At 69.6% G+C, this 24,341-nt stretch carries 17 protein-coding genes; 9 read left to right on the forward strand and 8 right to left on the reverse strand.

Annotation, left to right across the window (positions count from 1 at the left end; translation table 11 throughout):
• Window positions 1-8: 8 nt before the first annotated feature.
• The 8 genes from ACFWM2_RS07765 to ACFWM2_RS07800 all read right to left on the reverse strand — a co-directional run bounded on the left by ACFWM2_RS07765 (window position 9) and on the right by ACFWM2_RS07800 (window position 11,893).
• Entirely contained in the window at window positions 9-1,496 is a 1,488-nt protein-coding gene (locus ACFWM2_RS07765) for an FGGY-family carbohydrate kinase (protein WP_383274354.1), read from the reverse strand.
• A 157-nt stretch (window positions 1,497-1,653) separates the two neighbouring features.
• Window positions 1,654-2,928, reverse strand: coding sequence for an SGNH/GDSL hydrolase family protein (locus ACFWM2_RS07770; RefSeq protein WP_383274357.1), 1,275 nt, complete (start codon window positions 2,926-2,928; stop codon window positions 1,654-1,656).
• The gene (locus tag ACFWM2_RS07775; RefSeq protein ID WP_383274360.1) at window positions 2,925-5,342 is read right to left on the reverse strand and encodes a glycoside hydrolase N-terminal domain-containing protein; all 2,418 of its coding nucleotides are present in this window, start codon (window positions 5,340-5,342) and stop codon (window positions 2,925-2,927) included. Before ACFWM2_RS07775 ends, ACFWM2_RS07770 begins: the two co-directional genes overlap by 4 nt.
• Before the next feature lie 120 nt (window positions 5,343-5,462).
• The gene (locus ACFWM2_RS07780) at window positions 5,463-7,295 is read right to left on the reverse strand and encodes an alpha-galactosidase D (protein ID WP_383274363.1); all 1,833 of its coding nucleotides are present in this window, start codon (window positions 7,293-7,295) and stop codon (window positions 5,463-5,465) included.
• 77 nt (window positions 7,296-7,372) lie between these two features.
• Entirely contained in the window at window positions 7,373-8,299 is a 927-nt protein-coding gene (locus ACFWM2_RS07785; protein ID WP_383274366.1) for a carbohydrate ABC transporter permease, read from the reverse strand.
• On the reverse strand, window positions 8,296-9,228 hold the full coding sequence (locus ACFWM2_RS07790) for a carbohydrate ABC transporter permease (RefSeq protein ID WP_383274369.1): 933 nt from the start codon (window positions 9,226-9,228) through the stop codon (window positions 8,296-8,298). Before ACFWM2_RS07790 ends, ACFWM2_RS07785 begins: the two co-directional genes overlap by 4 nt.
• Before the next feature lie 26 nt (window positions 9,229-9,254).
• The gene (locus ACFWM2_RS07795; protein ID WP_383274372.1) at window positions 9,255-10,571 is read right to left on the reverse strand and encodes an ABC transporter substrate-binding protein; all 1,317 of its coding nucleotides are present in this window, start codon (window positions 10,569-10,571) and stop codon (window positions 9,255-9,257) included.
• 143 nt (window positions 10,572-10,714) lie between these two features.
• Complete coding sequence (locus ACFWM2_RS07800; RefSeq protein ID WP_383274375.1) at window positions 10,715-11,893, reverse strand: ROK family protein; 1,179 nt, start codon at window positions 11,891-11,893, stop codon at window positions 10,715-10,717.
• A 183-nt stretch (window positions 11,894-12,076) separates the two neighbouring features.
• On the opposite strand from ACFWM2_RS07800, the gene ACFWM2_RS07805 reads away from it, so the two are divergent.
• The 9 genes from ACFWM2_RS07805 to ACFWM2_RS07845 all read left to right on the forward strand — a co-directional run bounded on the left by ACFWM2_RS07805 (window position 12,077) and on the right by ACFWM2_RS07845 (window position 24,288).
• On the forward strand, window positions 12,077-14,200 hold the full coding sequence (locus ACFWM2_RS07805; RefSeq protein ID WP_383274378.1) for an alpha-galactosidase: 2,124 nt from the start codon (window positions 12,077-12,079) through the stop codon (window positions 14,198-14,200).
• Window positions 14,201-14,833: 633 nt separating this feature from the next.
• The gene (locus ACFWM2_RS07810) at window positions 14,834-15,997 is read left to right on the forward strand and encodes a glycoside hydrolase family 64 protein (RefSeq protein ID WP_383276430.1); all 1,164 of its coding nucleotides are present in this window, start codon (window positions 14,834-14,836) and stop codon (window positions 15,995-15,997) included.
• Between the two features lie 100 nt (window positions 15,998-16,097).
• Window positions 16,098-17,192 (forward strand): substrate-binding domain-containing protein, encoded by a 1,095-nt coding sequence (locus tag ACFWM2_RS07815; protein WP_383274380.1) that lies wholly within the window; start codon window positions 16,098-16,100, stop codon window positions 17,190-17,192.
• Between the two features lie 99 nt (window positions 17,193-17,291).
• The gene (locus ACFWM2_RS07820; protein WP_383274383.1) at window positions 17,292-18,623 is read left to right on the forward strand and encodes an ABC transporter substrate-binding protein; all 1,332 of its coding nucleotides are present in this window, start codon (window positions 17,292-17,294) and stop codon (window positions 18,621-18,623) included.
• A 37-nt stretch (window positions 18,624-18,660) separates the two neighbouring features.
• The gene (locus ACFWM2_RS07825) at window positions 18,661-19,638 is read left to right on the forward strand and encodes a carbohydrate ABC transporter permease (protein ID WP_383274386.1); all 978 of its coding nucleotides are present in this window, start codon (window positions 18,661-18,663) and stop codon (window positions 19,636-19,638) included.
• On the forward strand, window positions 19,635-20,501 hold the full coding sequence (locus ACFWM2_RS07830) for a carbohydrate ABC transporter permease (protein WP_383274389.1): 867 nt from the start codon (window positions 19,635-19,637) through the stop codon (window positions 20,499-20,501). The genes ACFWM2_RS07825 and ACFWM2_RS07830 overlap by 4 nt, the downstream gene beginning before the upstream one ends.
• Before the next feature lie 64 nt (window positions 20,502-20,565).
• On the forward strand, window positions 20,566-21,594 hold the full coding sequence (locus tag ACFWM2_RS07835) for a hydroxyacid dehydrogenase (RefSeq protein ID WP_383274392.1): 1,029 nt from the start codon (window positions 20,566-20,568) through the stop codon (window positions 21,592-21,594).
• Window positions 21,591-23,477, forward strand: a complete 1,887-nt coding sequence (locus tag ACFWM2_RS07840) for a DUF2264 domain-containing protein (RefSeq protein ID WP_383274395.1) — start codon at window positions 21,591-21,593, stop codon at window positions 23,475-23,477. Before ACFWM2_RS07835 ends, ACFWM2_RS07840 begins: the two co-directional genes overlap by 4 nt.
• Before the next feature lie 133 nt (window positions 23,478-23,610).
• Window positions 23,611-24,288, forward strand: coding sequence for an AIM24 family protein (locus ACFWM2_RS07845; RefSeq protein WP_383274398.1), 678 nt, complete (start codon window positions 23,611-23,613; stop codon window positions 24,286-24,288).
• Window positions 24,289-24,341 lie beyond the last annotated feature (53 nt).

Consider the following 24,341-nt stretch of genomic DNA (forward strand, 5'->3'; position numbering starts at 1 on the left):
GTCCGCGGTCACGGCGGGGGTGCACTGCTCGTGTCGCGCCCGCGGCCGGCGAGTGCGTGGGCGATGTCCCGGGTCGCCGGGTAGAGGCGGAGATAGAGGTCGTACAACTCGTCGTAGGACGCACGGAGACGAGGGTCGGGCGTGATGGTTTCCCGTACGGGGTTCCAGGCGTCGATGTCCGGGGAGCTCACGGCGCTCGCGGCCAGGAAGGCGGCACCGTAGCTCGCCCCGAGGGTGACGGCACGCACCTCCTGCTCCAGACCGGCCGCGTCGGAGACGATCCGTGTCCACAGGCCCCCACGGGTGCCGCCGCCGACGGCTACGACACGGCGGAGGTCGGCGCCGGCCGCGCGCATGGCCTCGACGTTGTGCCGCACTCCCAGCGCGGTCGCCTCCAGCGCGGCGCGGTACAGGTCGCCGCGCGTGTGCTCGACGGTCAGTCCCGCGATGATGCCTCGTGCGTCCGGGTCCGCGACCGGCGTCCGTTCGCCCGCGAAGTACGGCAGCATCAGCAGACCTCGCGCACCGGGCCCCGACGCCTCGGCCTCGGCGAGCAGCACGGAGTGGTCGGGCGCGCCGAACAGCTGCCGCAACCAGTCGGTGATCATTCCGGAGGTGGCCATACCGCCCGCGAGACTCCGCGTCCCGGGCAACGCCCCGACCGTGCTCCACAGTTGGGGCACCAGAAGTCGCTCGGCGACTGTGTTGATCAGGAACATGGTGCTGCCGTACATGAGCATCAGGTCCCCGACGCGCTGGGCGCCCACGCTCAGCGCCTCCGACCAGGCGTCGATCGTGCCGGTGACGACGGGGGTGCCGAGGGGCAGCCCGGTGGCGGCGGCCGCTTCGGCCGTCAGCTGTCCGGCGATGTCGCCGGGCCAGCGCAGCGGGGGCAGTTCGATGTCCGGTGCGACGCGGCGGGCCCAGGGGGCGTACCAGTCCTGGGCGGCCGAGTCGTAGAGCGGCACGGCCTGGCTCGCCGAATGGTGGTCGAGCACATACACGCCGGTCAGCCGGTGGACCAGGTAGGAGCTGGGCATGTACAGCCGCCGGGCCCTGGCCACCACGTCGGGTTCGTGGTCCGCGAGCCAGGCGACCTTGGGACCGACGGCCTGGGTGGACAGCAGGGAACCACAGCGGCGCAGGACGGCGTCGCGGCCCAACTCGGCTTCCAGCCGGGCGATCTGAGCGGTGGCGCGGGTGTCGACGCCGTAGAGGATCGCGGGGCGCAGCGGCTCACCGGCCTCGTCCGCCAGCGCGACGCACGGCCCCATGCCGCTGACGCCGACAGCGGTGACGGAGGTGCTGTCGCTCACCAACTCCCGGGCGAGGGAGACGAATTCGTCCCACCACACCCGGGCGTCCATCTCGACATGTCCGGGCCGTGGGCGGTCGACCGTGTGCGGTCGGGTCGCCGTAGCGAGGACCGCCCCGTCCTCGTCGACCAGCACGCCTTTGCTGCTGGAGGTACCGATGTCGACTCCGAGCACCGTCATGGTCGAGAGCGTAGGCGATCTCATCGACGTCCGGGCGAACCGGCGATGCCCCGGACTGCGGCTCCGGTCGTTGCCGGATCGACTCCCGCGCCTGCTGACACGCTCATGCCGCCCCGCGGGTGCGAGGCGGCATGAGGTGGGGGGTGGGTCGGATGGTTCAGCGGTCGCAGTTCAGTGCGGCGAGGTCGACGGAGTCGGCCATGGCCTGCATTCCCTTGTCATTGGGGTGCAGATGGTCTCCGCCGTCGAAGAACGGAAGGATGAGCTGCGGGTCGTACGGATTACGGGTGATCCTGTCGAAATCCGTCACGGCGTCGACCTCGCCGCTGTTCCTGATCCAGTCGTTGACGCCCTGGCGCACGGCCTCCGACGCGGCGTCGTACTCGTACCAGCCCTTGAACGGCATGACGGTCGCGCCGACGACGCACTTGCCCGCCGCGTGCGCCCGGTCGATGATCTGCTGATAGCCGGCGATCATGTCGTCCACCGTGACACCACTGTGGGACTTGATGTCGTTGATGCCCTCGAACAGGAACACCGTGCGCACCCCGGCGAGAGAGAGCACGTCGCGCTGCATCCTGTTCACCGCCGCCTGCCCCGCGCCGTCCGAGAGCACCATGTTGCCGGAGATGCCCTCGTTCGCCACGCCCTTCACCGTGCTGCCGGACGCGGCCTGCAGTCGGCGGGAGAGGTAGTCGGGCCAGCGGCGGTTCTCGTCGGTGGTCGAGGCCCAGCCGTCGGTGATGGAGTCGCCGAACGTGACCACGGAGCCGATCGTCGAGGACGTCTCCACGTTGACGGCGTCCAGCCAGTACCAGGAGCCCATCGGGTCGGTCCAGTTGGCCGCGCCCTCCTCGGCGGCGTGGTTGCCCGCGGTCGCGTAGTTGGTCTGCATGGCCATGCCGTGACCGGTCGTCGGTCCCTGGGCGCCCGTCACGTACAGGCTGATGACCAGATTCGCCTGGGCGGCCAGCTTCCCGGACAGCGGATCGCTGAGCACCGTCTTGCCGGCCGGGACGGTGACGGACGCGGCCCCGCCGAAGGACAGCTTCCGGTTGGAGCCGCGGACCAGCTGCGCCCCCTGCTTCTGCAACCCGGCATACGCGCTCGCGAAGGTCACCGGGTGGTCGCCGAACGCGTTCGACAGCCGGATGCGCATGTTGCTGCCGCCGACGCTGGTGCGCACGATCAACCGGTAGCTGCGGTCGGCGGGCCCGGCGCCCTGCCGGTCGGCGCTGGCGCCCCAGGTGACCACGGAGTGCTTGCCCGTGGACGCGGCCGGGGCGGCCGCCGTGCGGGCCGAGGCCTGCTGTCGCGGCTGCGAGGGCCCTTTGGCCTGCGCCGCCGAGGAGACGGTCAGGGGTACGCAGACCGCCAGCAGCAGCGCGGAGACGACACCGAACGCGCGGCGTCTCTTCCGGCCGGCCTTCATCCGAGGTTCCGCAGCGTGACGGACTCACCGGGCTTGAGGCTGATCTTCTTCGAGCCGCCGCCGGCGACGACGGTCGCGGTGCGGCCGCCGACGCTCGTCAGCTTCGCCCGGGTGACCTTGCCGTTCTTCCAGCTGAGGTCGGCGACGAAGCCGCCGCGGACGCCCACACCGGACACCGAGCCGGAGGCCGCCCACGCGTCGGGCAGGGCGGGCAGCAGCTCGATGTGACCCGGCCGCGAGTAGACCAGCATCTCGATGATCGCGGCGGGCGTGCCGAAGTTGGCGTCGATCTGGAAGATGCCGCGGCCCTGCTCGACCTCGTAGATGTCGAAGAGGTTCTGGGCGCTGCCGTTGCTGCCGTTGGACGACGGCTTCAGGTTGTTGACGATCAGCTGGTACGCCTTCTCCGCGTTCTTCAGCCGGGCCCAGCACAGGCTGCGCCAGGCGTTGGCCCAGCCGAAGCTGTTCATGCCGCGCGAGGTGAGCAGGGCGGTCGCACCGTCGACGATGTCCTTCGGTGTGGAGCCGTCAGGACGGATCCGGTCGCCGGGGAAGAGCCCGATGAGCGGGGAGAGATGCCGGTGCGTGGTCTCGCCGAGGTCGTCGGGCGACATCCACTCCTCCAGCCGGCCGGTCTTGGGGCTGACCACGGGGAGGTACAGCCGCTTGCGCAGGCCGTCGACGGTCTTGCGGTAGGCGGTGTCCTTCTTCAGCACCTCGGTCGCGGTGCGGTAGTTGCCGAAGAGGTTCCACACCAGTTCCTGGGCGTACGTGATGCCCTTGGCGTCGAGCGGACCCTGCTCGGGCGACCAGTCGCTGTCGGCGACCAGGACCTCGCGCTCGGTCCCGGACGGATCGGTGACGGTCGTCGTGATGAGGCGGGCCTCCCAGAACTCCACGGCACCCTTGATGAGGGGGTAGATCTTCTTGAGGTAGGCGCGGTCCTGGGTGTACTCGTAGTGCTCGAACAGGCTCTGGCAGAGCCAGGCGTTGCCGGCCGGGTGCCACCACCAGCCGCCCCCGCCATAGGGGTTGGTGGAGATGGCCACGGTCCAGCCGGCGATTTTGCCGCTGGAGTTGCGGTAGCGGTTGGTGGAGTCGTTGAACAGCCGCTGGGTGACGTCCGTCCACGCGGGCAGCTGCGCGAGGCAGTAGTCCGTGTAGGCGTCGAAGCAGTCGGACAGGCCCGCCCGGTCGGCCATCCAGTAGTTCATCTGGATGTTGATGTCGGTGTGGTAGTCCGCCATCCAGTCCGGGTCGTTGCCGTCCAGCCACGGGCCCTGAAGACCCATCGGCAGGCTGCCCCGCGATCCGGAGATCATCAGGTAGCGGCCGAACTGCAGGTAGGCGGCTTCGAGTTCCGGGTCGGGCACGTCGTCCCGGTGGCGGGCCTGCAGCCGCTCCCAGGTGTCCAGCTCGCGCTGCGCGGCGGACGACTTGCCGAGGTTGATGTCCAGCTGTCCGAACACCGCGCGGAAGTCGGCGACATGGGTGTGCAGCAGGCTGCTCGCCGAGTGGCCGGCCGCGGTCAGGACCTTGGTCCGGGCGAGGCGCTCGGGGACCACGGACGTGTCGCGGAACTTCTTGGCCGCGTCGGGCGCGTAGTTGGTACCGCCGCTGACGACGACGGTGAGGTCCTTGCAGCCGCTGAAGGAGATCGACGTACCGTCGACCCGGACCTGTCCGGTGCTGCTGCGGGCGGTGACGGCGGCGCCGTACTTCAGGCCGTTGGCGAAGGAGGCAGCGAACGAGGCGTAGCGGCCTGCGCTGTTGGCGGTGGTGGCCTCGCCGTGGGTGCCGGCGAGGGACACGGTCCCGGTGTAGGAACCGCCGCCCTGCTGGGAGAAGTGCAGGACGATGGCGTCGTCGGGTCGGCTGGCGTAGATCTGCCGCTGGTACGTCACACCGGAGATGTCGTACGAGGTGCTGATGAGGCCCTGGGCCAGGTCGAGCGTACGGCGGTAGTCGTTGACGTTGCCCAGGTCGTGGTCCGGGATGGCCACGGTGAGCTTGGCCAGCAGCGTCAGGGAGCCGAAGTCGTCGCGGCCGTAGGGGAACTGGCCGTCGCTCTGCAGCTTGTCGTTGAGATGACCGGTCCACAGCGTGGCGTCGGTGATCATCAGAAGTTCACTGGCGGGGTCGTTGCTCGCGAGCGCCCCGAGCCGGCCGTTTCCGACCGGCAGTCCCTGCTCGATCATCGACCGGGAGGAACCGGGAGCCTGCCACCACAGCTGGTTCTTCGCGGCGTCGGCCGCGGACAGCAGAGGCGACTCGGTGGGGCGGGAGGGGGCGGCCGAGGCGGTGAAGGCGGGCAGGCCGCCGAGTGCGCCGACCGCGCCGGCGCCGGCGGCGAGAGCGAGGAAGCCTCTGCGGCTGGGCTTGATGTCGCGTGGTGCTATGTGCTGGTTGTCCACGGTTGGTGCACTCCATATCCGGGAGCGGCTCATACGGGAACGACGGTGCGGAGCCGTCGGGGCGGGGTCGGTCTCCCGCGGGGCCGGGGGGTCAGGGCACCGGGCCCCGCGGGAAGCGGGTCAGACGGTCTTCGGAACGACGATCCGGTCGATGTCCGGGGCGTATCCGCTGCCGCTGTCGAACGTGATGGTGTTGGTCCCGGCCTTCAGCGCCAGCTGGACACTGACGGTCTCGACCGTGCTCCAGTCGCCCGTGGAGGGGAGCTTCTGGCTGGTGCCGTTACCGCTGTTGGAGGAGACGGTCACCGAGCGCGCGTCCCCGCTGACGTAGGCGACCTTGACGGTGTAGATCCCGTCCTTGTTCACCGTGACGTCGTTGAACCGCACCTTGCCGCCGGTGTAGAGGTTGCCGACCTTCTTGCCACCGGAGCAGGCGTCGCAACCGGCGACGGAGGCGTTGCCCGACAGGGTGTTGGCCGCGGCCTCGGCCTCGTAGCTCGTCGTCGCCAGGGCGCTGCCGCCGGGCTTGATGGTGAACAGCCGGGAGCCGTGGGCCGGCAGGGCGGCGGTGATCTTGTTCTTGTGGGTCCCGAGGTTCGACTTGTTCCACAGGTCGCGCACGGTGGCCTTGCCGGTGAAGCCGAGGGAGGCCCAGTGAGCGGTGACCGAGGCCGGCGAGTCGCCGAGGTTGAACAGCGCGACGGTGTGGCTGCCGTCGGCGTTCTTGGTGGCCCAGACCTGCTGGTCGCCGACCGAGGTGACCGGACGCGCCACGGGGGAGGCGTTCTGGTCGACGGCGATGACTTCCTTGTTGGTGAGCAGGGAGACGCCGTAGCTGTCCAGCTTGGTCAGGTCGTCACCGGTGAACAGCGGCGACTTGTTCATGGCCCAGAGGGTCATGTAGCTCTGCCGCTCGGCCTTGGTGAGGCCGTCCATCTCGCCGTTGCCGACGTCGATGGCGTCGAGGTCGTTCCAGCCGCCGGGGCCTGCCTTGCGGCTCCACGCCGGGGCGTCGTCCCATCGGTCGTCGACCGAATTCTCCCAGGTGACAAGGGTGTTGCAGTAGCACTCGACGTCGGTGTCGATGCGCCAGCCGTTGGAGTACTTCTTCCAGTCGGCGGCGTGCCCGATGTCGAGCGACCAGGAGACCTCGAGGTGGATCGGACGGCCGGTGGAGGCGATGGCCTTGTTCCAGGCGGCGACGTCGGCGACGTTGTTGTAGTTGTCACCGGACTTGAACGAGCCCGGGCCCACGCCGTCCAGCTTGAGGAAGTCGTAGCCCCAGTCGGCGAACAGCTGCGCCTGCGAGTCGATGTACTTCTGCGCACAGGCGTTGCCGAAGTCGATCTTGTAGGCGTTGTCCCAGCCGTTGGTGGTGCGCAGGTCCGAGTAGACGATGTCGGCGGTGGTGCAGTCCGGGGCGTTCCAGATCGGCGTCTTGCCGTCGCCGTACGCACCCTTCTCCAGGCCGACGGGCAGGTAGATACCGGCCTTCAGCCCCTTGGAGTGGATGTGGTCGGCGACCGACTTCATGCCGTGCGGGAAACGCACCGGGTCGGGCGTCTGCCGGCCGTACTGGTCGAACTGGGTCTTCCAGCTCTTGTCCATCCACCAGCCGGCGTCGATGTTCACATGGTCGTAGCCGTACTTCTTCAGCTTGGAGGCGAGCGCGTCCGTCTGCTTCAGGACGTTCTTCTCGGTGAGGTAGCTGTAGTCACCGTCCGGATTGAGGCCCGGGTACTTCGACGACTGCATGCTCCAACTCGACCAGCCCATGTACGGCTTGGCGGCGATGGCGGCGGCACCGGCGGGCTCGGCGGGCGTATCGGCATGGGCAGCCGGGAAGGCCGTCGCGACGCTCGCGGTGAAGGCCAGGGCGACCACGGTTCTTATGGAGCGGCGGCCGGAGCGAGCGGCCGCTGCGGGCAGGACGGTGTACGAGGATGACCGCATGGGTCGGACCTCCTGGGACGGTGGCTGCGGGGGCGGTTGGTGCGGGGCGGCTCTTGCCCCTGCGGTCGGGAGGCGGCTCAGCCCTTGCCCGATCCGATGGTGAGTCCACTGATGAACTGGCGCTGGAGCGCGAAGTAAACCAGCAGCGTCGGGATCGCGGTCATCAATGCTCCGGCCGCAATCAAATTGGGATTCGTGAAGTAGGCACCCTGGAGGTTGGCCAGGGCGGAGGTGACGGGCCGCTTGTCGCCGGTCTCGATCAGCGCGAGCGGCCAGAAGAAGTCGTTGTAGATCCAGATCGATTCGAGGGTCGCCAGGGCGGCGAACGCCGGGCGGCACAGCGGCAGGATGATCTGGAAGAACTGCCGCCAGACCTGGGCTCCGTCGACGAGCGCGGCTTCGGAGATCTCCTTGGGGATCGTCTTCATGTAGTTGCTGAGGACGAAGGTGCAGAACCCGCACTGGTAGGCGATGTGGATGAAGATGATGCCCCAGATCGAGTTGTACAGGAGCAGGGAATCGGTCATCCAGTACGGCAGCGGGATGAGCAGATACAGCTTGTACAGCGGGGTGATGAGGACCTGGGCGGGCAGCAGGTTGCCCGCGGTGAACAGCATCAGCAGGACGATGTTCCAGCGGAAGTCGAAGCGGGAGACGAAGAAGGCGACCGCCGCCGAGAACAGCAGGGTGCCCAGGACCGCCGGAACGGTGATGAGGACCGAGTTCCAGAAGAAGTGCGGCATCCCGGACTGTTCCCAGGCGTCCGTGAAGTTGCCGAGGCTCAGGCTGTGCGGCCAGGAGAGATAGCCGTTCTTCGCGGTGTCCGAGTAGGGGCGCAGCGACGTGTATATCGCCCACAGCAGCGGGATGAGCCAGAGGAGGGCGATGCTGCCGAGCATCACATGGCGCCCGGCCTGGCTGCGGGGCTTCGAGGGGCCGTCGTGGGACTGGGTCTCTCGCCCGGCCCGCAGTCGGGAGGCCGGACGCGGCACGGTCGTGGTCACTGGTCCTCCTTGCGGATGGTCTGGACGAGGAAGGTCCCGATGGCGGCAAGGGAGACCAGGAGCAGGATGACCGCGAGGGCTGACCCGTAACCGATGTGGCTGGACTCGCCGATGATGTTGTCGGTGATGAGCAGGGAGAGCAGTTCCATACCGGGTTTGCTGCCGACACCGCCACCGAGGACGTACACGATGTCGAAGGCCCGCAGGGACTCCATGACCGTGACGACCAGGATGATGATGTTGACCGGTTTGAGGGCCGGGAAGACCACCCGCAGGAAGGTCTGGCGACCGTTGGCCCCGTCGAGCGACGCGGCTTCCTTGAGCGCCGGATCGAAGCCCTTCAGGCCGGCCAGGTAGAGAATCATGATGTAGCCGGTGTGCCGCCAGGCCGAAGCGACCAGTACGGCCCACAGGTTGAGGTCGGGGTTGCCGAGCCAGTCGATGTGCTCGCCCGATCCCAGGGAGTTCAGGATGCCGTTGAGGAGCCCCGTGTCCGGGTTGTAGATGATCTCCCAGATGAAGCCGACGACGGCCAGGGAGAGCACCATCGGCAGGAAGATCGCGGTCTGGTAGATCCTGGTGAAGCGGATCTTCCGGTCCAGTTGGTAGGCGAGGAAAATGCCGAACGGTGTGGGCAGCAGGCCCGTGAACAGCAGCCAGATCACGTTGTGCTGCACCGCGGGCCAGAACGGCGGGTAGTTGGTGAAGATCTCCTTGTAGTTCTCCAGGCCGATCCAGTGGATGTCGGCCAGTTCGATGCCGTCCCAGGTGGTGAAGGACAGCGCCAGCGAGGCCAGTGCGGGCAGCCAGACGAAGAAGAGGAGAGCGGCAAGCGGGATGCCGATGATGACGGTCAAGAAGATCCGGTCACCGCGCCCGAGACTGCGGGCGCGCCTGCGGACGGTGCGGAGTGAGGGTACGGAGGACACGGTGCGTGAAACCTTTCCGGTCCTGGTCAGGCCGTGAAGTAGCGCGAGCGCTGCGACTCGATCTTCTTCAGCGTCGCGGTGCCGTCGTCGGGGTGGCTGAGCCACTCCGTCAGGCCGGGCAGTACGACGGTGGAGATGAAGCCCGGGTCACTGTCGCGGTCCGCGAACTGGCTGATGTTCTTGGCGGAGCCGATGAGTTCGGCGGACTTCTTCTGCAGGGCGTTGTACGAACCGGTGGAGGTCTTCTCGTTGACACCGAGGTTGCTCGGGTCGACTCCCGCGTACAGCTCTTCGGTCTGCGCGCTGCCGAGGAACTCCAAAAACTTCTTGGAGCCGTCCTCGTTCTTGGGCTTCTTGCTGAGCATGAAGCCGTCGGTGGGCGCCTCCACGGAGTCCTGCCCGTACGCGGAGTCGATCTCGGGGAAGGGGAAGAAGTCGAGGTCGGCGCGGACCGCCTCGTCGGTGATCTGCTGGCCGATGAAGAGGCCGGTGACCGACATGCCGGACTTCTTGTCGATCAGGGACTGTGCGGCGTCCTGCCAGGAGCGGCCGCCACCGCTCGCCTGGTAGTAGGGAGTCAGTTCACGCCAGGTGTCGAGGATCGCGACGGCGCGCTTGTCGGTCCAGGACGTCTCGCCGCGCAGCAGGGACATGTGGAAGTCGTAGCCGTTGGCCCGCAGGTCGACGTAGTCGAAGGCGCCGAGGATGCTCCAGGTGTCGCCGCCGCCGTATCCCGAGGTGATCGGGGCGAGGCCGTCCGCCTTCATCTTCTTGGCGAGTGCGACGAACTCGCTCCACTTCTTGGGGACTTGGTAGCCGTGCTTCTCGAACACGCTCTTGCGGTAGAAGACGGCCCACGGGTAGTTGTAGAGCGGCACGAAGTAGTACTTGCCGTCGGCGCCCTTCGAGAGCTGCTTGGCGGCGTCGCTGAAGCCGCCGCCTATCTTGTCCCACACGTCGTCGATCGGGCTGGCGAGGCCCTTCTTGGCGAAGTACTGCATGCGGTAGCCCGCGAACCAGGTGAAGACGTCGTCCGGGGTGCCCTGCAGATACGTGGTGATGCTCTTCTGGAACGTGTCGTGGTCGACCGTGTTCGTCTTCACCTTCAGCCCGCTGTCCTTGGCGAAGGCGTCGGTGACGGTGGCGTAGGCCTTCTTCGGCGTGGCGTCGGCGCCGTTGGACCCGAAGGTGACGGTCTTCGGGTCGGACCCCGCACCTCCCCCGCCGCACGCGGTCAGGACGGGCGCGGCCAGCGCGGCCGCACCGAGCCCGAACAGGCCACCGGTCACTCTGCGGCGGCTGGGTCCACGCGCAGCCAACGGAATCCGGCTCTGCTGCGTCATCGCAACTCCTCGTGCATGTCAGTACGTATCTGATCTTCAGTGCGGGTCCGCACTCTTTGCGGGTCTGGGCGTCGGTGCGGGTCTGGACTCCCGCACCGTCCGGGCCGCGGTTCGTGACCGGGGTCCGGGTGGGCGAGCGGTGTTCAGCCGGTGTCCGAGGTGATGAAGGACTGGATCGCGGTGGCCGCAGCCCCGCGCGCCCACTCCTCGAACGGCAGGGGCCTGGTCTGTACGTCGCACCGCGCGGCGGAGCCGAAGGCGGCCGCGGCGAACGTGTCGCGGATCTGCTCGGCGAACAGGTCGTAGGCGGCCAGCCCCTCGCCGGAGATGATCACGCGTTCCGGGCCGAGCAGATTGGCGACCGTGGCGATGCCCCGGCCGATGGCCTCGCCGGCCCGTGCGTACACCTCCCGCGCTCCCGGGTCGCCGTCATGGGCCAGGTCCAGGGCCTGGGCGGCGTCCGCCACCTGTACCCCGGTGACCTCCCGGACCCTGGCGACGATCGCGGAGTCGGAGGCGATCGCCTCCACACAGCCGCGGTTGCCGCAGTGGCACAGGGGACCGGACGGGTCGATGGCCACGTGCCCGATCTCGCCGGACACGCCGTGCGCCCCCGACACGACCTGGCCGTGCACCACGAGACCGCAGCCGATCCCCGCGCCGACGGTCACCACCGCGAAGTCGGACAGACCCACCCCGGCGCCGAACCACTGCTCGGCGACGGTCAGCGCCCGGACGTCGTTGTCGACGGTGACCGGCAGCCCGGTCGTCAGGGCGGCCAGTTCCGCGAGCGGCACATCGCGCCACTCCAGGAACGGTGAGTACCGCACCACTCCGTCGGCGCGGTCCACGTCGCCGGAGACCGCGATGCCCAGGCCCTGGACCCGGACTCCGAACCCGTCGGCCTCCGTCAGCAGTTCCTGGACGAGGGCCGCCGTCGAGGTCAGCACCGCCTGCGGATCGCGGGAGGTGAGCGGCACATGGCGGGCGACCCAGATGCGACAGGTCAGGTCCGTCAGTACCGCTATCAGTTCGTCGCCCGTCATCTTCACGCCGATGAACAGCGCCCGCCCGCCGTCGACCCGCACCGGATTGGCCGGCCGGCCGAGGGAGGACTGCCGTGCGTCCTCGTCGACGTCCTCCAGCAGGTAGCCGACCTCGATGAGAGGCCGCACCGCCTTGGTGACCGCCGCGGCCGACAGCCGGGTCCGCCCTGCTATCTCCGACCGCGTGAGCGGACCGTGGGACAGCACGGTGGTGAAGATCTGGGAGGCGGTCGGCGTGTGGGCCGGGAACGCCTCGGTACGAGAGGTCGAGCGCATGGCCGGAACTTAAGTCCCTTATTTTCTGCTGTCAATGAAAGAAGCAGGATTATCTTGAGTGCCTCCTACAACAGGCACTCCGCCTGCAAAAGACAGACTTGGACAAGGTGTTGACACATGATCGAAGGTCACGGTTGGCTCTCGGTATCTCGTGGCACCACCGGAACGTAAGGACCCCTGTCGATGATCTCCTTCGCCCCGGACTCCGGGGTCTGGCTGCTGGCCACACCGCACACCTCGTACGCGCTGAGGATCGACGAGACCGGCGCGCCCTGCCATCTCGCGTGGGGCCCACGGCTGACCCTCGCGGAAGCCGAGGACCTCGTCGTGCCCCCGGGTCCCGAGACCAGCAGCTTCGAGGGAAGGGACCCCGTCGGGGAGGAACTCCCGGTGGACGGCGGCACGCGCTACGGTCCGCCGTCGCTGCAGGTCCGTTTCGCGGACGGCTCCCGTGCCTTCGAGTGGCAGCCGGCAGGCCACGACATCGAGGAAAGCGGTCCCGGCCAGAGTGTGCTGGTCCTGCGGTTCCGCGATCGCCGCTACCCCTTGCAGGTCGCGCTCCACTACCGGGTACGCGACGACACCGACGTGATCGAGCGCTGGACCGTCGTCAGCAACACCGGCGGCGAGGCCGTCACCCTGCTGCGGGCCGACTCGGCCGCCTGGTCACTCCCGCCGCTGCGTGACTACCGGCTCTCCCATGTCACCGGCCAGTGGTCGGCGGAGAGCCAGCTGAGGCGCGACCAACTCCCCTACGGCGAAACGGTGTTGACCAGCCGACGCGGCATCACCAGTCACCACGCGAACCCCTGGGTGATGCTCGACGCGGGTGAGGCGACGGAGGACCACGGCCGGGTGTGGAGCGCCGCTCTCGCCTGGAGCGGAAGCTGGCGCATCACCACGCAGCGCACGCCCGACGGGCGGGCCGGATTCACCGGAGGCGTCGGCCACGACGGCACCACCGTCCCGCTCGCCCCGGGCGAGGAGTTCACCACTCCGCCGTTCGCCGGGGTGTTCACCGAGGGCGGTTTCGGCGCGGTCAGCCGTGCCTGGCACGCCTTCACCTTGGCCCATGTCCTGCCGCATCCGGACGAGTTCGCGCCGGTGCTGTACAACTCCTGGGAGGCGACGGGCTTCGACGTCGACGAGGTCGGCCAGAAGGCCCTCGCCGAACGGGCCGCGGAGCTCGGCGTCGAGCTCTACGTCGTCGACGACGGCTGGTTCGGAGCGCGCCGCAGCGACCGTGCGGGGCTCGGCGACTGGACCCCCGCACCCGACCGGTTCCCCGACGGACTCGGGCCGCTGGTCGACGCGGTGCACGGGCTCGGCATGCGCTTCGGGCTGTGGGTGGAGCCGGAGATGGTCAACCCGGACAGCGATCTGTACCGCACGCACCCGGACTGGGTCCTGCACTTCCCCGAGCGCCCCCGCTCCGAGCTGCGCAACCAGCTCGTTCTCAACTTCGCCCGCAGCGACGTCGCGGACTGGGCCTACGACTGGCTGACCCGGCTCGTCGGCGAGCACGGCATCGACTTCCTCAAGTGGGACATGAACCGGGCGTTCAGCGAGGCCGGCTGGCCCGGCCGGCAGGATGGCACCGACCGCCTGGGCCCGCAGTACGTGCGCAACCTCTACGGCGTCGTCGACCGGCTGCGCGCGGACCATCCGGCGCTGCGCATCGAGTCGTGCAGCGGCGGCGGCGGGCGCGTCGACCTGGGCATCCTCTCCCGTACGGATCAGGCGTGGGCGTCGGACAACACCGACGCCGCCGACCGGATGGGGATCCAGCACGGTTTCGGCCAGGTCTACCCCGCCCGCACCATGGGCTCCTGGGTGACCGACGTGCCGAACCAGCTCACCGGCCGCACGGTCCCGCTGCGCTTCCGCTTCCACGTGGCCATGGCCGGCGCGCTGGGCATCGGCGGGGATCTCACCCACTGGTCCGAGGAGGAACTGCGGGAGGGGGCCGCCCTGGTGGCCGAGTACAAGAGCGTGCGTCATCTCGTACAGCACGGCCGGCTGGACCGGCTGTCGCCGCCCGCGGAGGACGCCGAGGCGGTGGTCCAGTACACCGCCGCGGACGGCGCCGAGACCCTCCTGCTCGGGTATCGGCGCGTGTCACGGCACGGCAGCCCGAAGGTGCCGGTCCGGCTCCGCGGCCTGACCCCCGAGGCCCGCTACCGCGACACCCGCACCGGCGCCGTGCATCACGCAGCCGTACTCGGCGCGTACGGCCTCCACCTCGACCTGCCGGCCGGCGACTGGGCCAGCACGGCCGTGCACCTGGTACGTGAGCCGGAGGCCTGACCTGCACGTCGGCCACGCCTCTGACCGGCATGACGGCCAGCACCCCTGACCGTCATGACGGCCAGCACCCCTGACCGTCATGACGGCCAGCACCCCTGACCGTCATGACGGTCACCACCCCTGACCGCGCCGCGGAATCGCCGCGGCGCGTTCCGCTTGTCCGGACGCGGCCGCCGGTTCCTCGACCGAGCGCGCAGGCCTGCCTGTCGCTTGGACGGCCTGTCCGGACGCGGCCCCGCGTCCATCGCGCGAACGCACACGCCGGTCTGCCGCTTGGACGGCCTGTCCGGACGCGGCCCCGCGTCCATCGCGCGAACGCACACGCCGGTCTGCCGCTTGGACAGCTTGTCCGGACGCGGCCACCGGCCCCTCGGCCAAGCGCGCACGCCGGTCTGCCGCTTGGCGCACCCACCGGCCGACAACCCGCCACGCACCGCCCGACAGCCCGCCACCCGCGCCGCGAAGCACCGCACGCGAGCTCAACACGAGCCCCTGCGCAATTGGTTGACATGTACGCTACCCGGCGCAATTCTGAGAGCGCTCTCAAAAGAAGCGGACGGATCCCGTCCGCAACGAATCCACCTCGTGAGGAGGCTGAGGGTGCCCAGAAAACTCAGATGGCGGGCCCTGGCGATGGCCGCGGCCACGCTAGCCGCGGCACTGCTGACGTTCGGGACTCCGTCCCGCGCCGAGGCCGCCGTCCCGGCGACCATTCCATTGACCTTCAAGAACAATTCCGGCCGCAGTGACCCGGTCTACATCTACGACCTGGGAACGCTGCTGTCCACGGGCCAGCAGGGCTGGGCCGACGCCAACGGCACCTTCCATGCCTGGCCGGCGGGCGGCAACCCGCCGACTCCCGCCCCGGACGCGTCGATCGCGGGACCGGCCAACGGGCAGTCGAAGACGATCCGGATCCCGAAGTTCTCCGGCCGGATCTACTTCTCCTACGGCAAGAAGCTGGACTTCCGGCTCACCACCGGCGGTCTTGTGCAGCCTGCCGTGCAGAATCCGAGCGACCCCAACCGCAACACCCTCTTCAACTGGTCCGAGTACACACTCAATGACAGCGGACTGTGGATCAACAGCACCCAGGTCGACATGTTCTCGGCGCCGTACGCGGTCGGTGTCCAGCTCGCCGACGGCTCCACGAAGAACACCGGTCACCTCAAGGCAGGGGGATACAACGGGTTCTTCAGCGCGCTGCGCGGGCAGCCGGGCGGCTGGGCCAATCTGATCCAGACCGCACCCGACGGCACCGTCCTGCGGGCACTCGCCCCTGGTCACGGCATCGAGAACGGTGCGCTGCCGAGCACGGTGATGGCCGACTACGTCAACCGCGTATGGCAGAAGTACAGTTCGTCGACGCTGACCGTGACACCGTTCGCGAACGAGCCGAACACGAAGTACTACGGCCGGGTCTCGGGGAACGTCATGAACTTCACCAACACCGCGGGGGCCGTCGTCACCAGCTTCCAGAAGCCGGACTCCGACAGCATCTTCGGCTGTTACAAGCTGCTGGACGCCCCCAACGACCTGGTGCGCGGCCCGATTTCGCGCACGCTGTGCGCGGGCTTCAACCGCTCCACGCTCCTGACCAACCCCAACCAGCCCGACACCAGCTCCGCGGGCTTCTACCAGGACACGGTGACCAACCACTACGCACGGAAGATCCACGCGCAGATGGCCGACGGCAAGGCCTACGCGTTCGCCTTCGACGACGTCGGCAACTACGAGTCGCTCGTCCACGACGGCAACCCGCAGCAGGCGTACGTCACGCTGGATCCGTTCAGCTGATCCTTTCCGTCCCGCCGGAGCACACCGCCCTTGCCTATATGCTCACCCCCGAAACGCTCAAACGAACACGAGGCGATCGCGCCGCGAGGGGATCACGAGCATGCGAGAACCGGGCGATGTCAGACGGCAGCGGATCCTGGCGGTCGTACAGTCGCGAGGAGCGGTCCGGGTGACCGACCTGGCCTCCGAACTGGAGGTCTCGGTCGTCACCGCCCGGCGGGACGTGGAGGAACTGGCCCGGGAGGGCAAGCTGCGGCGCGGGCACGGGATCGCCCGTCCGGTGACCGCCGCCAGCGAACCCGCCGCTCCCCCGGCCGCACGGCCGGCCGTGCCCGGCGGCCCGGTGGCGGTGGTCGTGCCCGAACGGCACACCTACCTGTACGAGACCATGAACGGCGCCCGTGAGGTGCTGGAGGCGGCCGGACTGCGCATCGTGCTGCACATCGCTCCGCAGGCGCCGGGAGCTGAACGCCCCATCGTGGAACGGGCGTTGGCGGACGGCGCCCAGGGGCTGCTGTTCGCGCCCCGCTGGCGTACCGCCGCCCTGCAGGAGGCGGACGGGGAGTGGCTGACGCGGACCGGCGTCCCCACGGTGCTCATGGAACGGCGGCCCCGTCCCGGCAGCCCGCTGCACACCGTCGACTCGGTCTGCTCCGACCACTGGCACGGCATGCACCTGGCGGTGGAGCACCTGCTCTCGCTCGGGCACCGGCGGATCGTGCTGGCGGCCCGCGACGACAGTCCCACCGCCCGCGCGATCCGGGCGGCCTTCGTCGAGATCGTCGCGGCCCGGCCGGAGATCGAGGACTCGGTGGTGGTCCTCAGCGCCCCGAGTGCGGGGACGGAGCCGGGAGCGGTGGTTCCCGACTCCCTGGCGGAACTGCTGCGCGAGCGGGGCGCCACAGCCGCCGTTCTGCACGGCGACGTGGACGCGCTGATGCTCGTCCAGCATCTGGCCGACAGCGGCGTACGCGTCCCGGACGACTGCTCGGTGGTGGCGTACGACGACGTGGTCGCGGCGCTCGGAAGCACGCCGCTGACCGCGATAGCGCCGCCCAAGGCCGAGGTCGGAAGGGTCGCGGCCGAGCTGCTGTTGCAACGCCTCGGCAGCGCCGGGCGGGCATCCGCCCGGTCGTCGCGCCGAGTTGAACTCCTGCCCGAGCTGAAGGTGCGGGGCTCCACTCGACCCTTGTGAGCGTTTGACTGCTTTGGTTTCTTCTGATCGATCTATTGACCCGACTCACTCAGCCGATCAGGATGCCGGTGTCTCGCACCTGAGCCGCAGGAGGCATCCATGCCCGGCCGACCGAGCCGCCGGTCTCTGCTCACCGCATGCACCGCCGCATCACTGACCGGCATGGTGAGCGGCTGTACCCGTTCGACGAGCGGGAGTTCGCAGGGCACGCGCGGGGCCACCCGCATCACCTTCTGGTCCGCGCTGCGCGGCAGCCAGGAAGTGGTCGACGAATTCAACCGCACCCACGACCGCGTCCAGGTCGACTTCCAGCAGATCCCCACGGGTGGGCAGGGCGGCTACGCCAAGCTCAGCAACGCCGCCCGCGCGGGCAACGCCCCCGACGTGGCGACCATCGAGTACCCCCAGGTCCCCGGCTTCGCCATCGACGGGGTCGCCCGCGACATCACCTCGCTGGTGAGCGACCGGCTGCGGGCGAAACTGCTCCCGCAGGCGCTGCGGCTCACCACGTTCGAGAACAAGCTGTTCACGGTCCCGCTCGACGTCGAGCCGATGGTGATGCACTACCGCACCGACCTGTTCGACCGCTTCGGTCTCGAAGTCCCGCGTACCTGGGACGAGTTCACGGAGGTGGCCCGTACGGTCCGGCGCACGTCCCGCGACCGGCGGCTGGCCCTGTTCCCCACCGACGGTGCCACGCAGTTCGCCGCCTACGCCTGGCAGGCGGGCGCCCAGTGGTTCGACATCGGCGGTGGCGCGTGGAACGTCTCGATGGCCGACGCCCCCACCCGCAAGGTCGCGGCGTACTGGCAGCGCCTCATCGACGACGATCTGGTGCACGTCAACGCCGCCGACAGCCGGCGCAGCGACGCCCAGATCAGCCAGGGCCTGGTCCTCGTACGACTCAGCGGAGCCTGGGAGGCCGGGGCCCAGATGAATGCCCGGCCCGGCCAGGAGGGCCAGTGGGCCATCGCACCGCTCCCCCAGTGGGACACCGCCCGCCCGGCCGTCGGCACACACGGCGGCTCCACCTTCGCGGTGACCAAGGACAGCAAGCACCCCGAAGCCGCCATGGAGTTCATCGAGTGGCAGGTCTCCCACCCGGACTCCCTGCGTGCCCGGCTCTCCAGTGGCACCAGCAGCCAGTACCCGGCCGCGCCCGGCCTGGTGGCCGTCGGCCGCAAGGCCTTCGACCGCTCCTACTACGGCGGCCAGGACATCTACGACCTCTTCGAGCAGGAGGCGGCGAAGATCCGGGACCGCTGGACCTGGGGCCCGCGCATGTCGGCCACGCAGAAGGTGATGCAGGACAACTTCGCCCGCGCCGGTGCCGGTCAGACCTCGCTCATCGGCGCGGTCCGCGCGGCCCAGGACGGGACCATGCCGGACCTCGAGGCGCTCGGCCTCGCGACCACCGAGCACAGCGACTGACCACGGCCCGCACCGACCAGTTAGGCAGGTGATCCCCATGACCACCACCGCACCACCGGTGCGTGCGGCGGCCGGCCGGGCCGGCTCCGCAGCCGGGTCCGCCCCACGCGCCTCCGCCCGCCGCCGCGAACGCTTCGCGTGCGGCGTGCTGATGACACCGTTCTTCCTGCTCCTCACGACGGTGTTCCTGGTGCCGGTCGGCACCGCCGTGTGGCTGAGTTTCTTCAGCGACGACCAGCCGGGGCTCGGCTTCGGCCCGGAACACCGGGTGTTCGTCGGTCTGCGCAGCTACACCGCCGTGCTCTCCGACCCGACGTTCCTCGGCGGACTCGGTGTCGTGGTGCTGTACTGCCTCATCTACATCCCCCTGATGGTGATCGGGGCACTGGCGCTGGCGCTGCTGCTCGACTCCGGGGTCGTACGCCTGCGGGCCTGGGCGCAGCTCGGGCTGTTCCTGCCCCATGCCGTACCCGGCATCATCGCCGCCCTGATCTGGCTGTACCTCTACACACCCGGTATCAGTCCGGTCGTCGAACTGCTCGGCAAGGCCGACATCACCGTCGACTTCCTCGGCGTGCACACCGTGCTGCCGGCCATCGTGAACATCGCCCTGTGGAGCAATCTCGGCTACAACATGGTGATCTTCTACGCCGCGCTGCAGGCCGTCCCCCGTGAGGTGCTGGAGGCGGCCGTCATCGACGGTGCGGGACCGGTCCGCACGGCCCTGCGGGTCAAGGCGCCGCTGGTGCGCTCCTCCATCCTCGTGGTCGCCCTGTTCACTCTCATCTGGGCGCTGCAGCTCTTCACCGAGCCGATGCTGCTCAGCCAGTCCACCCCGATGATCAACTCCCGCTTCTCCCCCAGCATGTACATCTACGACGCCGCGTTCATACGCAACAACTACGGTCTCGCCGCGGCCGCCTCGGTGATCCTGCTGCTGTGCACGATCGCGCTCTCCTACGGCGTCACCAGCTGGTCGAACCGGGCCGGCGCCCGACAGGAGGCCACTCGATGAGCGCCACCGACTCCTCCGCTCTGCTGCGTCCGCGGCTGCTGGGCCGCACCGCCGTCAACGCCGTCGTCGGCATGGCGGTGCTGTACACCGTGCTGCCGGTGCTGTGGCTGGTGCTGGCCGCCTCGAAGGGCCGGGACGCGCTGTTCGGCAGCGACGTCCTGTCGCTGAGGGACTTCTCCTTCCTGCAGAACCTGCGCGACCTCTTCGCCATGGACGACGGGCTGTACGGCCGCTGGTACGCCAACAGCCTGCTGTACGCCGTGGTGGGCGCCGCGGTCAGCGCGCTGGTCAGCATCGCGTGCGGGTACGCCTTCGACAAGTACCGCTTCCGGCACAAGGAGAAGATGTTCGGCCTGGTCCTCGCGGCGGTGATGGTGCCGCAGACCGTGCTCGCGCTGCCGCTGTACCTGATGGCGTCCGGCGCCGGGCTGGTCAACAGCTTCTGGGCGGTGTTCATCCCCGCCCTCTTCAACCCCTTCGGGGTCTACCTGGGGCGGATCTTCAGTCAGGGGTACGTCCCCGACGAGGTGCTGGAGGCCGCCCGCGTGGACGGAGCGGGCGAACTCACCGCGTACGTACGGGTTTCGCTGCGCATGCTCGGCCCCGGTCTCGTCACCGTCTTCCTCTTCCAGCTCACCGCGATATGGAACAACTTCTTCCTGCCGATGGTGATGCTCTCCGACCAGAAGCTCTATCCGGTCAGCCTCGGCCTGTACACCTGGAACAGCTCGGCGACCGTCTCGCCCGAGTACTACCCCGTCGTGATCATGGGCTCCCTGCTCGCCGTGCTGCCGCTCATCGCCGCCTTCGTACTGCTGCAGCGGTTCTGGCGGTCGGGGCTGACGGCGGGAGCCGTGAAGTAGGCGCCAACAGGCCCGGCAGGACCGGATGTTTCCCACCACCAGCGCAATGCACCCCAGGAGAACGATGCACACCTCCCCCGGCGGCCGCACTCCCCCGCGGACCGCTCTCGCCATGGGACCGGAAGCGGCGACGGCCGTGTTCACCCCCGATGCCCTGGAGTCCCTCGGCCGGGTCTGCGACCTGGTACCGCCGCCCGCCCTGCACGACTTCGGCACCGACCGCGCCCACGCCGTGCTGCGTGACGTGGAGGTGCTGGTCACCGGATGGGGCTGCCCCGTCCTGGACGCATCGGTGCTGGACCGCGCGCCCAGGCTGCGTGCCGTCGTCCACGCCGCCGGCACCGTGCGCGAACTCATCAGCCAGGCGTGCTGGGACCGTGGCATCGAGGTGTCCTCCGCCGCCACGGCCAACGCGCTGCCCGTGGCCGAGTACACGGTCGCGATGATCCTCCTGACCGGCAAACGGGTTCTGGAACGCGCCCGGGACCTGCGCTCCGCACGCCGCCGCGACGACCCGCTCGGCACTCCGCGCGACGTGGGCAACTTCGGGCGCACGGTGGGCATCCTGTCCGCCTCCCTGATCGGCCGCCGGGTGATCGAACTGCTGCGCCCCTACGATCTGACCGTGCTCCTGCACGACCCCTACGTCACCGCCGAGGAGGCCGCCGCACTCGGCGTGGAATCAGTGGGGATCGATGAGTTGTTCGCCCGTTGCGACGTGGTGAGCATCCACACCCCGCTGCTGCCCGCGACCCGCGGGCTCGTCGGCCGGCGGCTGATCGGTGCCATGCGTCCGGACGCGGTGCTCATCAACACCGCACGCGGAGCCGTGGTCGACCAGGACGCGCTGACCGAGGCCGCCGCCCTCGGCCGTATCCGGGCCGTCCTCGACGTCACCGACCCCGAAGTGCTCCCGCCCGGGCACCCCTTGTGGGACTGCGACAACGTCCTGATCACCCCGCATCTGGCAGGCTCCCAGGGCAACGAGTGGGCGCGGCTGGCCGAGCTCGCGGTGAGCGAGGTCGCGCGGTGGACCGCCGGCGACGGCTTCGCCCATCCCGTACGGCCCGAAAGGCTGGCCTACCTCGCATGACGATGCCCGGACTCCCCTCCGACGACCGCGAGTTGAGCCCCCGCACCGGTTACACCCGGGCCCACTGGGAGACGGCGGCCGATCTCCTGCTGCGGGCCGCCGGGCGCTGGGCCTCACCCGGCGGAGCCCTGCTCGATCTGCCGGGTCGCCCCTCCCGCTCCGGGGTCCGCTCGGACGGTCTGGAGGGGTACGCCCGGACGTTTCTCGCCGCCGCCTTCCGGACCGCGGGCGCCGACGGCAAGGACCCGCACGGCTGGCTCGACCGGTATGCCGAGGGGCTCGCGGCGGGGACCCGCACGCCCGGCCGCGACGACGCCGAGTCGTGGCCGCTCGTCCGGGACCACCAGGTGCAGGGCCAGCCGATGGTGGAGTCCGCCTCGGTGGCGCTCGGCCTGCGGCTGACCCGCCCGTGGCTGTGGGACCGGCTCGACACGGACGTGCAGGACCGGGCGGAGGAGTGGCTGCGCGGTGCGCTGCGGCACGTCCCGGCGCCGAACAACTGGTACCTCTTCCCGTACACCGTGGCTGGATTCCTGGAGTCGGTCGGCCGTGGTGACGCGGAGACGGCCCGCGTGCGGGAGCGCGCGCTCGGCCTGCTGGAGGGCTGGTACCGGGGGCAGGGCTGGTACGCCGACGGCGACGGCCGGGCCTTCGACCACTACAACGGCTGGGCTCTGCACCTCTATCCGGTGCTCGACGCACACCTCGCCGGCGACGAGGGGGCCGCTCCGTACGGCCCGCGGCTGCGCGAACATCTGGAGAGCTTCTCGTCGTTGTTCGGCGGCGACGGGGCGCCGATCCACTTCGGCCGCTCTCTGACGTACCGGTTCGCGGCCGGAGCGGCGGTGGCCCTCGGCGCCGTCACGGGTCACACCCCGTTGTCGCCGGGCACCTCGCGTGGCCTGATCAGCGGCGCCCTGCGCTATTTCCTGGACCGCGGGGCCGTGGACGAGAACGGGCTGCTGAGCCTCGGCTGGCACGGCCCGCACGAGGCGACGCTCCAGCCCTACTCGGGCCCCGCCTCCCCGTACTGGGCGTCGAAGGCCTTCGTCGGACTGCTCGCGCCGGCCGGCCATCCGCTGTGGACCGCGCCCGAGGAGCCCGCGCCGAGCGAGGGTGCGGACCGTGTGCTCGCCCTGCCCTCGCCGGGGCTCCTCGTGCAGAGCACCCGGTCCGACGGCATCGTGCGGCTGCACAACCACGGCAGCGACCATGTCCGGCCGCACGAGGGCGAGTCGGCCACCGAGGACGACCCGCTCTACGGTCGCCAGGCCTACTCCACCCGTACCGGCCCCACCGCCGCCGCGAACGTCGCGGACAACCACCTCGCCGTGGTGGTGGACGGCGTCCGCAGCGTGCGACGCCGGATCCGTCCCATGGGAGCCGGGGGTGGTGACGGCTGGGGCTGGGCGGCCTCCTGGCACCTGCCGGTCTTCCCGTCAGGTCCGGCGACGGTGCCCGGGCTGCGGGTGGAGAGCGCGACCGTGGTCCGTGGCCGTCATGAGCTGCGGGTGCACCGGGTGGTGGGCGCACCGCCCGGTGCGGTGGTCGAGCAGACGGGGTGGGCGAGCGGCCCCGACGAGTCTCTGGTGTCCGCGTTGCATCCACTGCACGGCTGGAGTGGTCAGCACGAGGCCCGTGCACCGCAGGGGACGGCCTTCACCTCCTGGGCGCGTGTCCCCCGGCTCACGGGTGGGGCAGAGGGCACCGCGGTGTACGCGTGCCTGGCCACGCTGACCGGGGAGGCGGCACCCGCCCCGCTCGCCACGGCTGTGGCGGCCGTATCCGTCCAGGACGACACCGTCGAGGTCCGCTGGGCGGACGACGGGTCCCTGACCCGGGTCACGTTCGAGCCGTTCACCGTCGAGCGCCTGTCGGGCTGATCCACGGTTCGGCCCGGTCCTTGCCGGCCGGCTGACCCACGGCACCTGAACCCAGGTTGCAGTTCGGTCCTGGATCGCCCACAAGCTGTTCGCGATCTTGGCGGAACGTATTCTTCCGGGACAAGATGCCCTCATGAAGGGTGATCTCTTTTCCAGTGACCACATGGTGCAGCCGGCCGTGGTGCCCGGCATGTCCCTGCAGAACGCCAAGTCCGTCAAGTACGCCGTCAACGGCGAGATGTTCGCACGTCAGGGGGCGATGATCGCCTGGCGCGGGGCCCTGCAGTTCGAGCGCAAGGGCCAGGGCGTGGGCGGCATGCTCAAACGGGCGGTCACCGGCGAGGGGCTGCCGCTGATGGCGGTGCGGGGGCAGGGCGAGGCCTGGTTCGCGCACGAGGCGCAGAACTGCTTCATCGTCGATGTCGAACCGGGCGACGTGTTCACCGTCAACGGACGCAATGTGCTGTGCTTCGACGCCTCGCTGTCGTACGAGATAAAGACCGTCAAGGGCGCCGGCATCAGCGGCGGTGGCCTGTTCAACAGCGTCTTCACCGGCCAGGGGCAGCTGGGGCTGATCTGCGAGGGCAACCCGCTGGTCATTCCGGTGTCGCCGCAGCAGCCGGTGTTCGTGGACACGGACGCGGTGGTCGGCTGGTCCGCGCATCTGGGGACCTCGCTGCACCGCTCGCAGTCGTTCGGGTCCATGATCCGGGGCGGTTCGGGTGAGGCCGTGCAGCTGAAGCTGGAGGGCAACGGCTTCGTCGTCGTACGTCCCAGTGAGGCGACGCCGCAGAAGCCCCAGCAGCACTGATCCCGGGAACGGAAGGGCGCCCCGCCGAGTGGCGGGGCGCCCTCTCGTACGTC

It is taken from the genome of Streptomyces sp. NPDC058371, from assembly GCF_042723265.1.
GTDB lineage: Bacteria > Actinomycetota > Actinomycetes > Streptomycetales > Streptomycetaceae > Streptomyces.

What these genes read in the sequence shown, in the direction of transcription:
- ACFWM2_RS07770 (WP_383274357.1), bottom strand. Translation starts at nt 2,928, where the DNA reads ATGAAGGCCGGCCGGAAGAGACGCCGCGCGTTCGGTGTCGTCTCCGCG.
- ACFWM2_RS07780 (WP_383274363.1), bottom strand. Translation starts at nt 7,295, where the DNA reads ATGCGGTCATCCTCGTACACCGTCCTGCCCGCAGCGGCCGCTCGCTCC.
- ACFWM2_RS07795 (WP_383274372.1), bottom strand. Translation starts at nt 10,571, where the DNA reads ATGACGCAGCAGAGCCGGATTCCGTTGGCTGCGCGTGGACCCAGCCGC.
- ACFWM2_RS07845 (WP_383274398.1), top strand. Translation starts at nt 23,611, where the DNA reads ATGAAGGGTGATCTCTTTTCCAGTGACCACATGGTGCAGCCGGCCGTG.
- ACFWM2_RS07820 (WP_383274383.1), top strand. Translation starts at nt 17,292, where the DNA reads ATGCCCGGCCGACCGAGCCGCCGGTCTCTGCTCACCGCATGCACCGCC.
- ACFWM2_RS07840 (WP_383274395.1), top strand. Translation starts at nt 21,591, where the DNA reads ATGACGATGCCCGGACTCCCCTCCGACGACCGCGAGTTGAGCCCCCGC.
- ACFWM2_RS07815 (WP_383274380.1), top strand. Translation starts at nt 16,098, where the DNA reads ATGCGAGAACCGGGCGATGTCAGACGGCAGCGGATCCTGGCGGTCGTA.
- ACFWM2_RS07830 (WP_383274389.1), top strand. Translation starts at nt 19,635, where the DNA reads ATGAGCGCCACCGACTCCTCCGCTCTGCTGCGTCCGCGGCTGCTGGGC.
- ACFWM2_RS07800 (WP_383274375.1), bottom strand. Translation starts at nt 11,893, where the DNA reads ATGCGCTCGACCTCTCGTACCGAGGCGTTCCCGGCCCACACGCCGACC.
- ACFWM2_RS07835 (WP_383274392.1), top strand. Translation starts at nt 20,566, where the DNA reads ATGCACACCTCCCCCGGCGGCCGCACTCCCCCGCGGACCGCTCTCGCC.
- ACFWM2_RS07810 (WP_383276430.1), top strand. Translation starts at nt 14,834, where the DNA reads ATGGCCGCGGCCACGCTAGCCGCGGCACTGCTGACGTTCGGGACTCCG.
- ACFWM2_RS07765 (WP_383274354.1), bottom strand. Translation starts at nt 1,496, where the DNA reads ATGACGGTGCTCGGAGTCGACATCGGTACCTCCAGCAGCAAAGGCGTG.
- ACFWM2_RS07825 (WP_383274386.1), top strand. Translation starts at nt 18,661, where the DNA reads ATGACCACCACCGCACCACCGGTGCGTGCGGCGGCCGGCCGGGCCGGC.
- ACFWM2_RS07805 (WP_383274378.1), top strand. Translation starts at nt 12,077, where the DNA reads ATGATCTCCTTCGCCCCGGACTCCGGGGTCTGGCTGCTGGCCACACCG.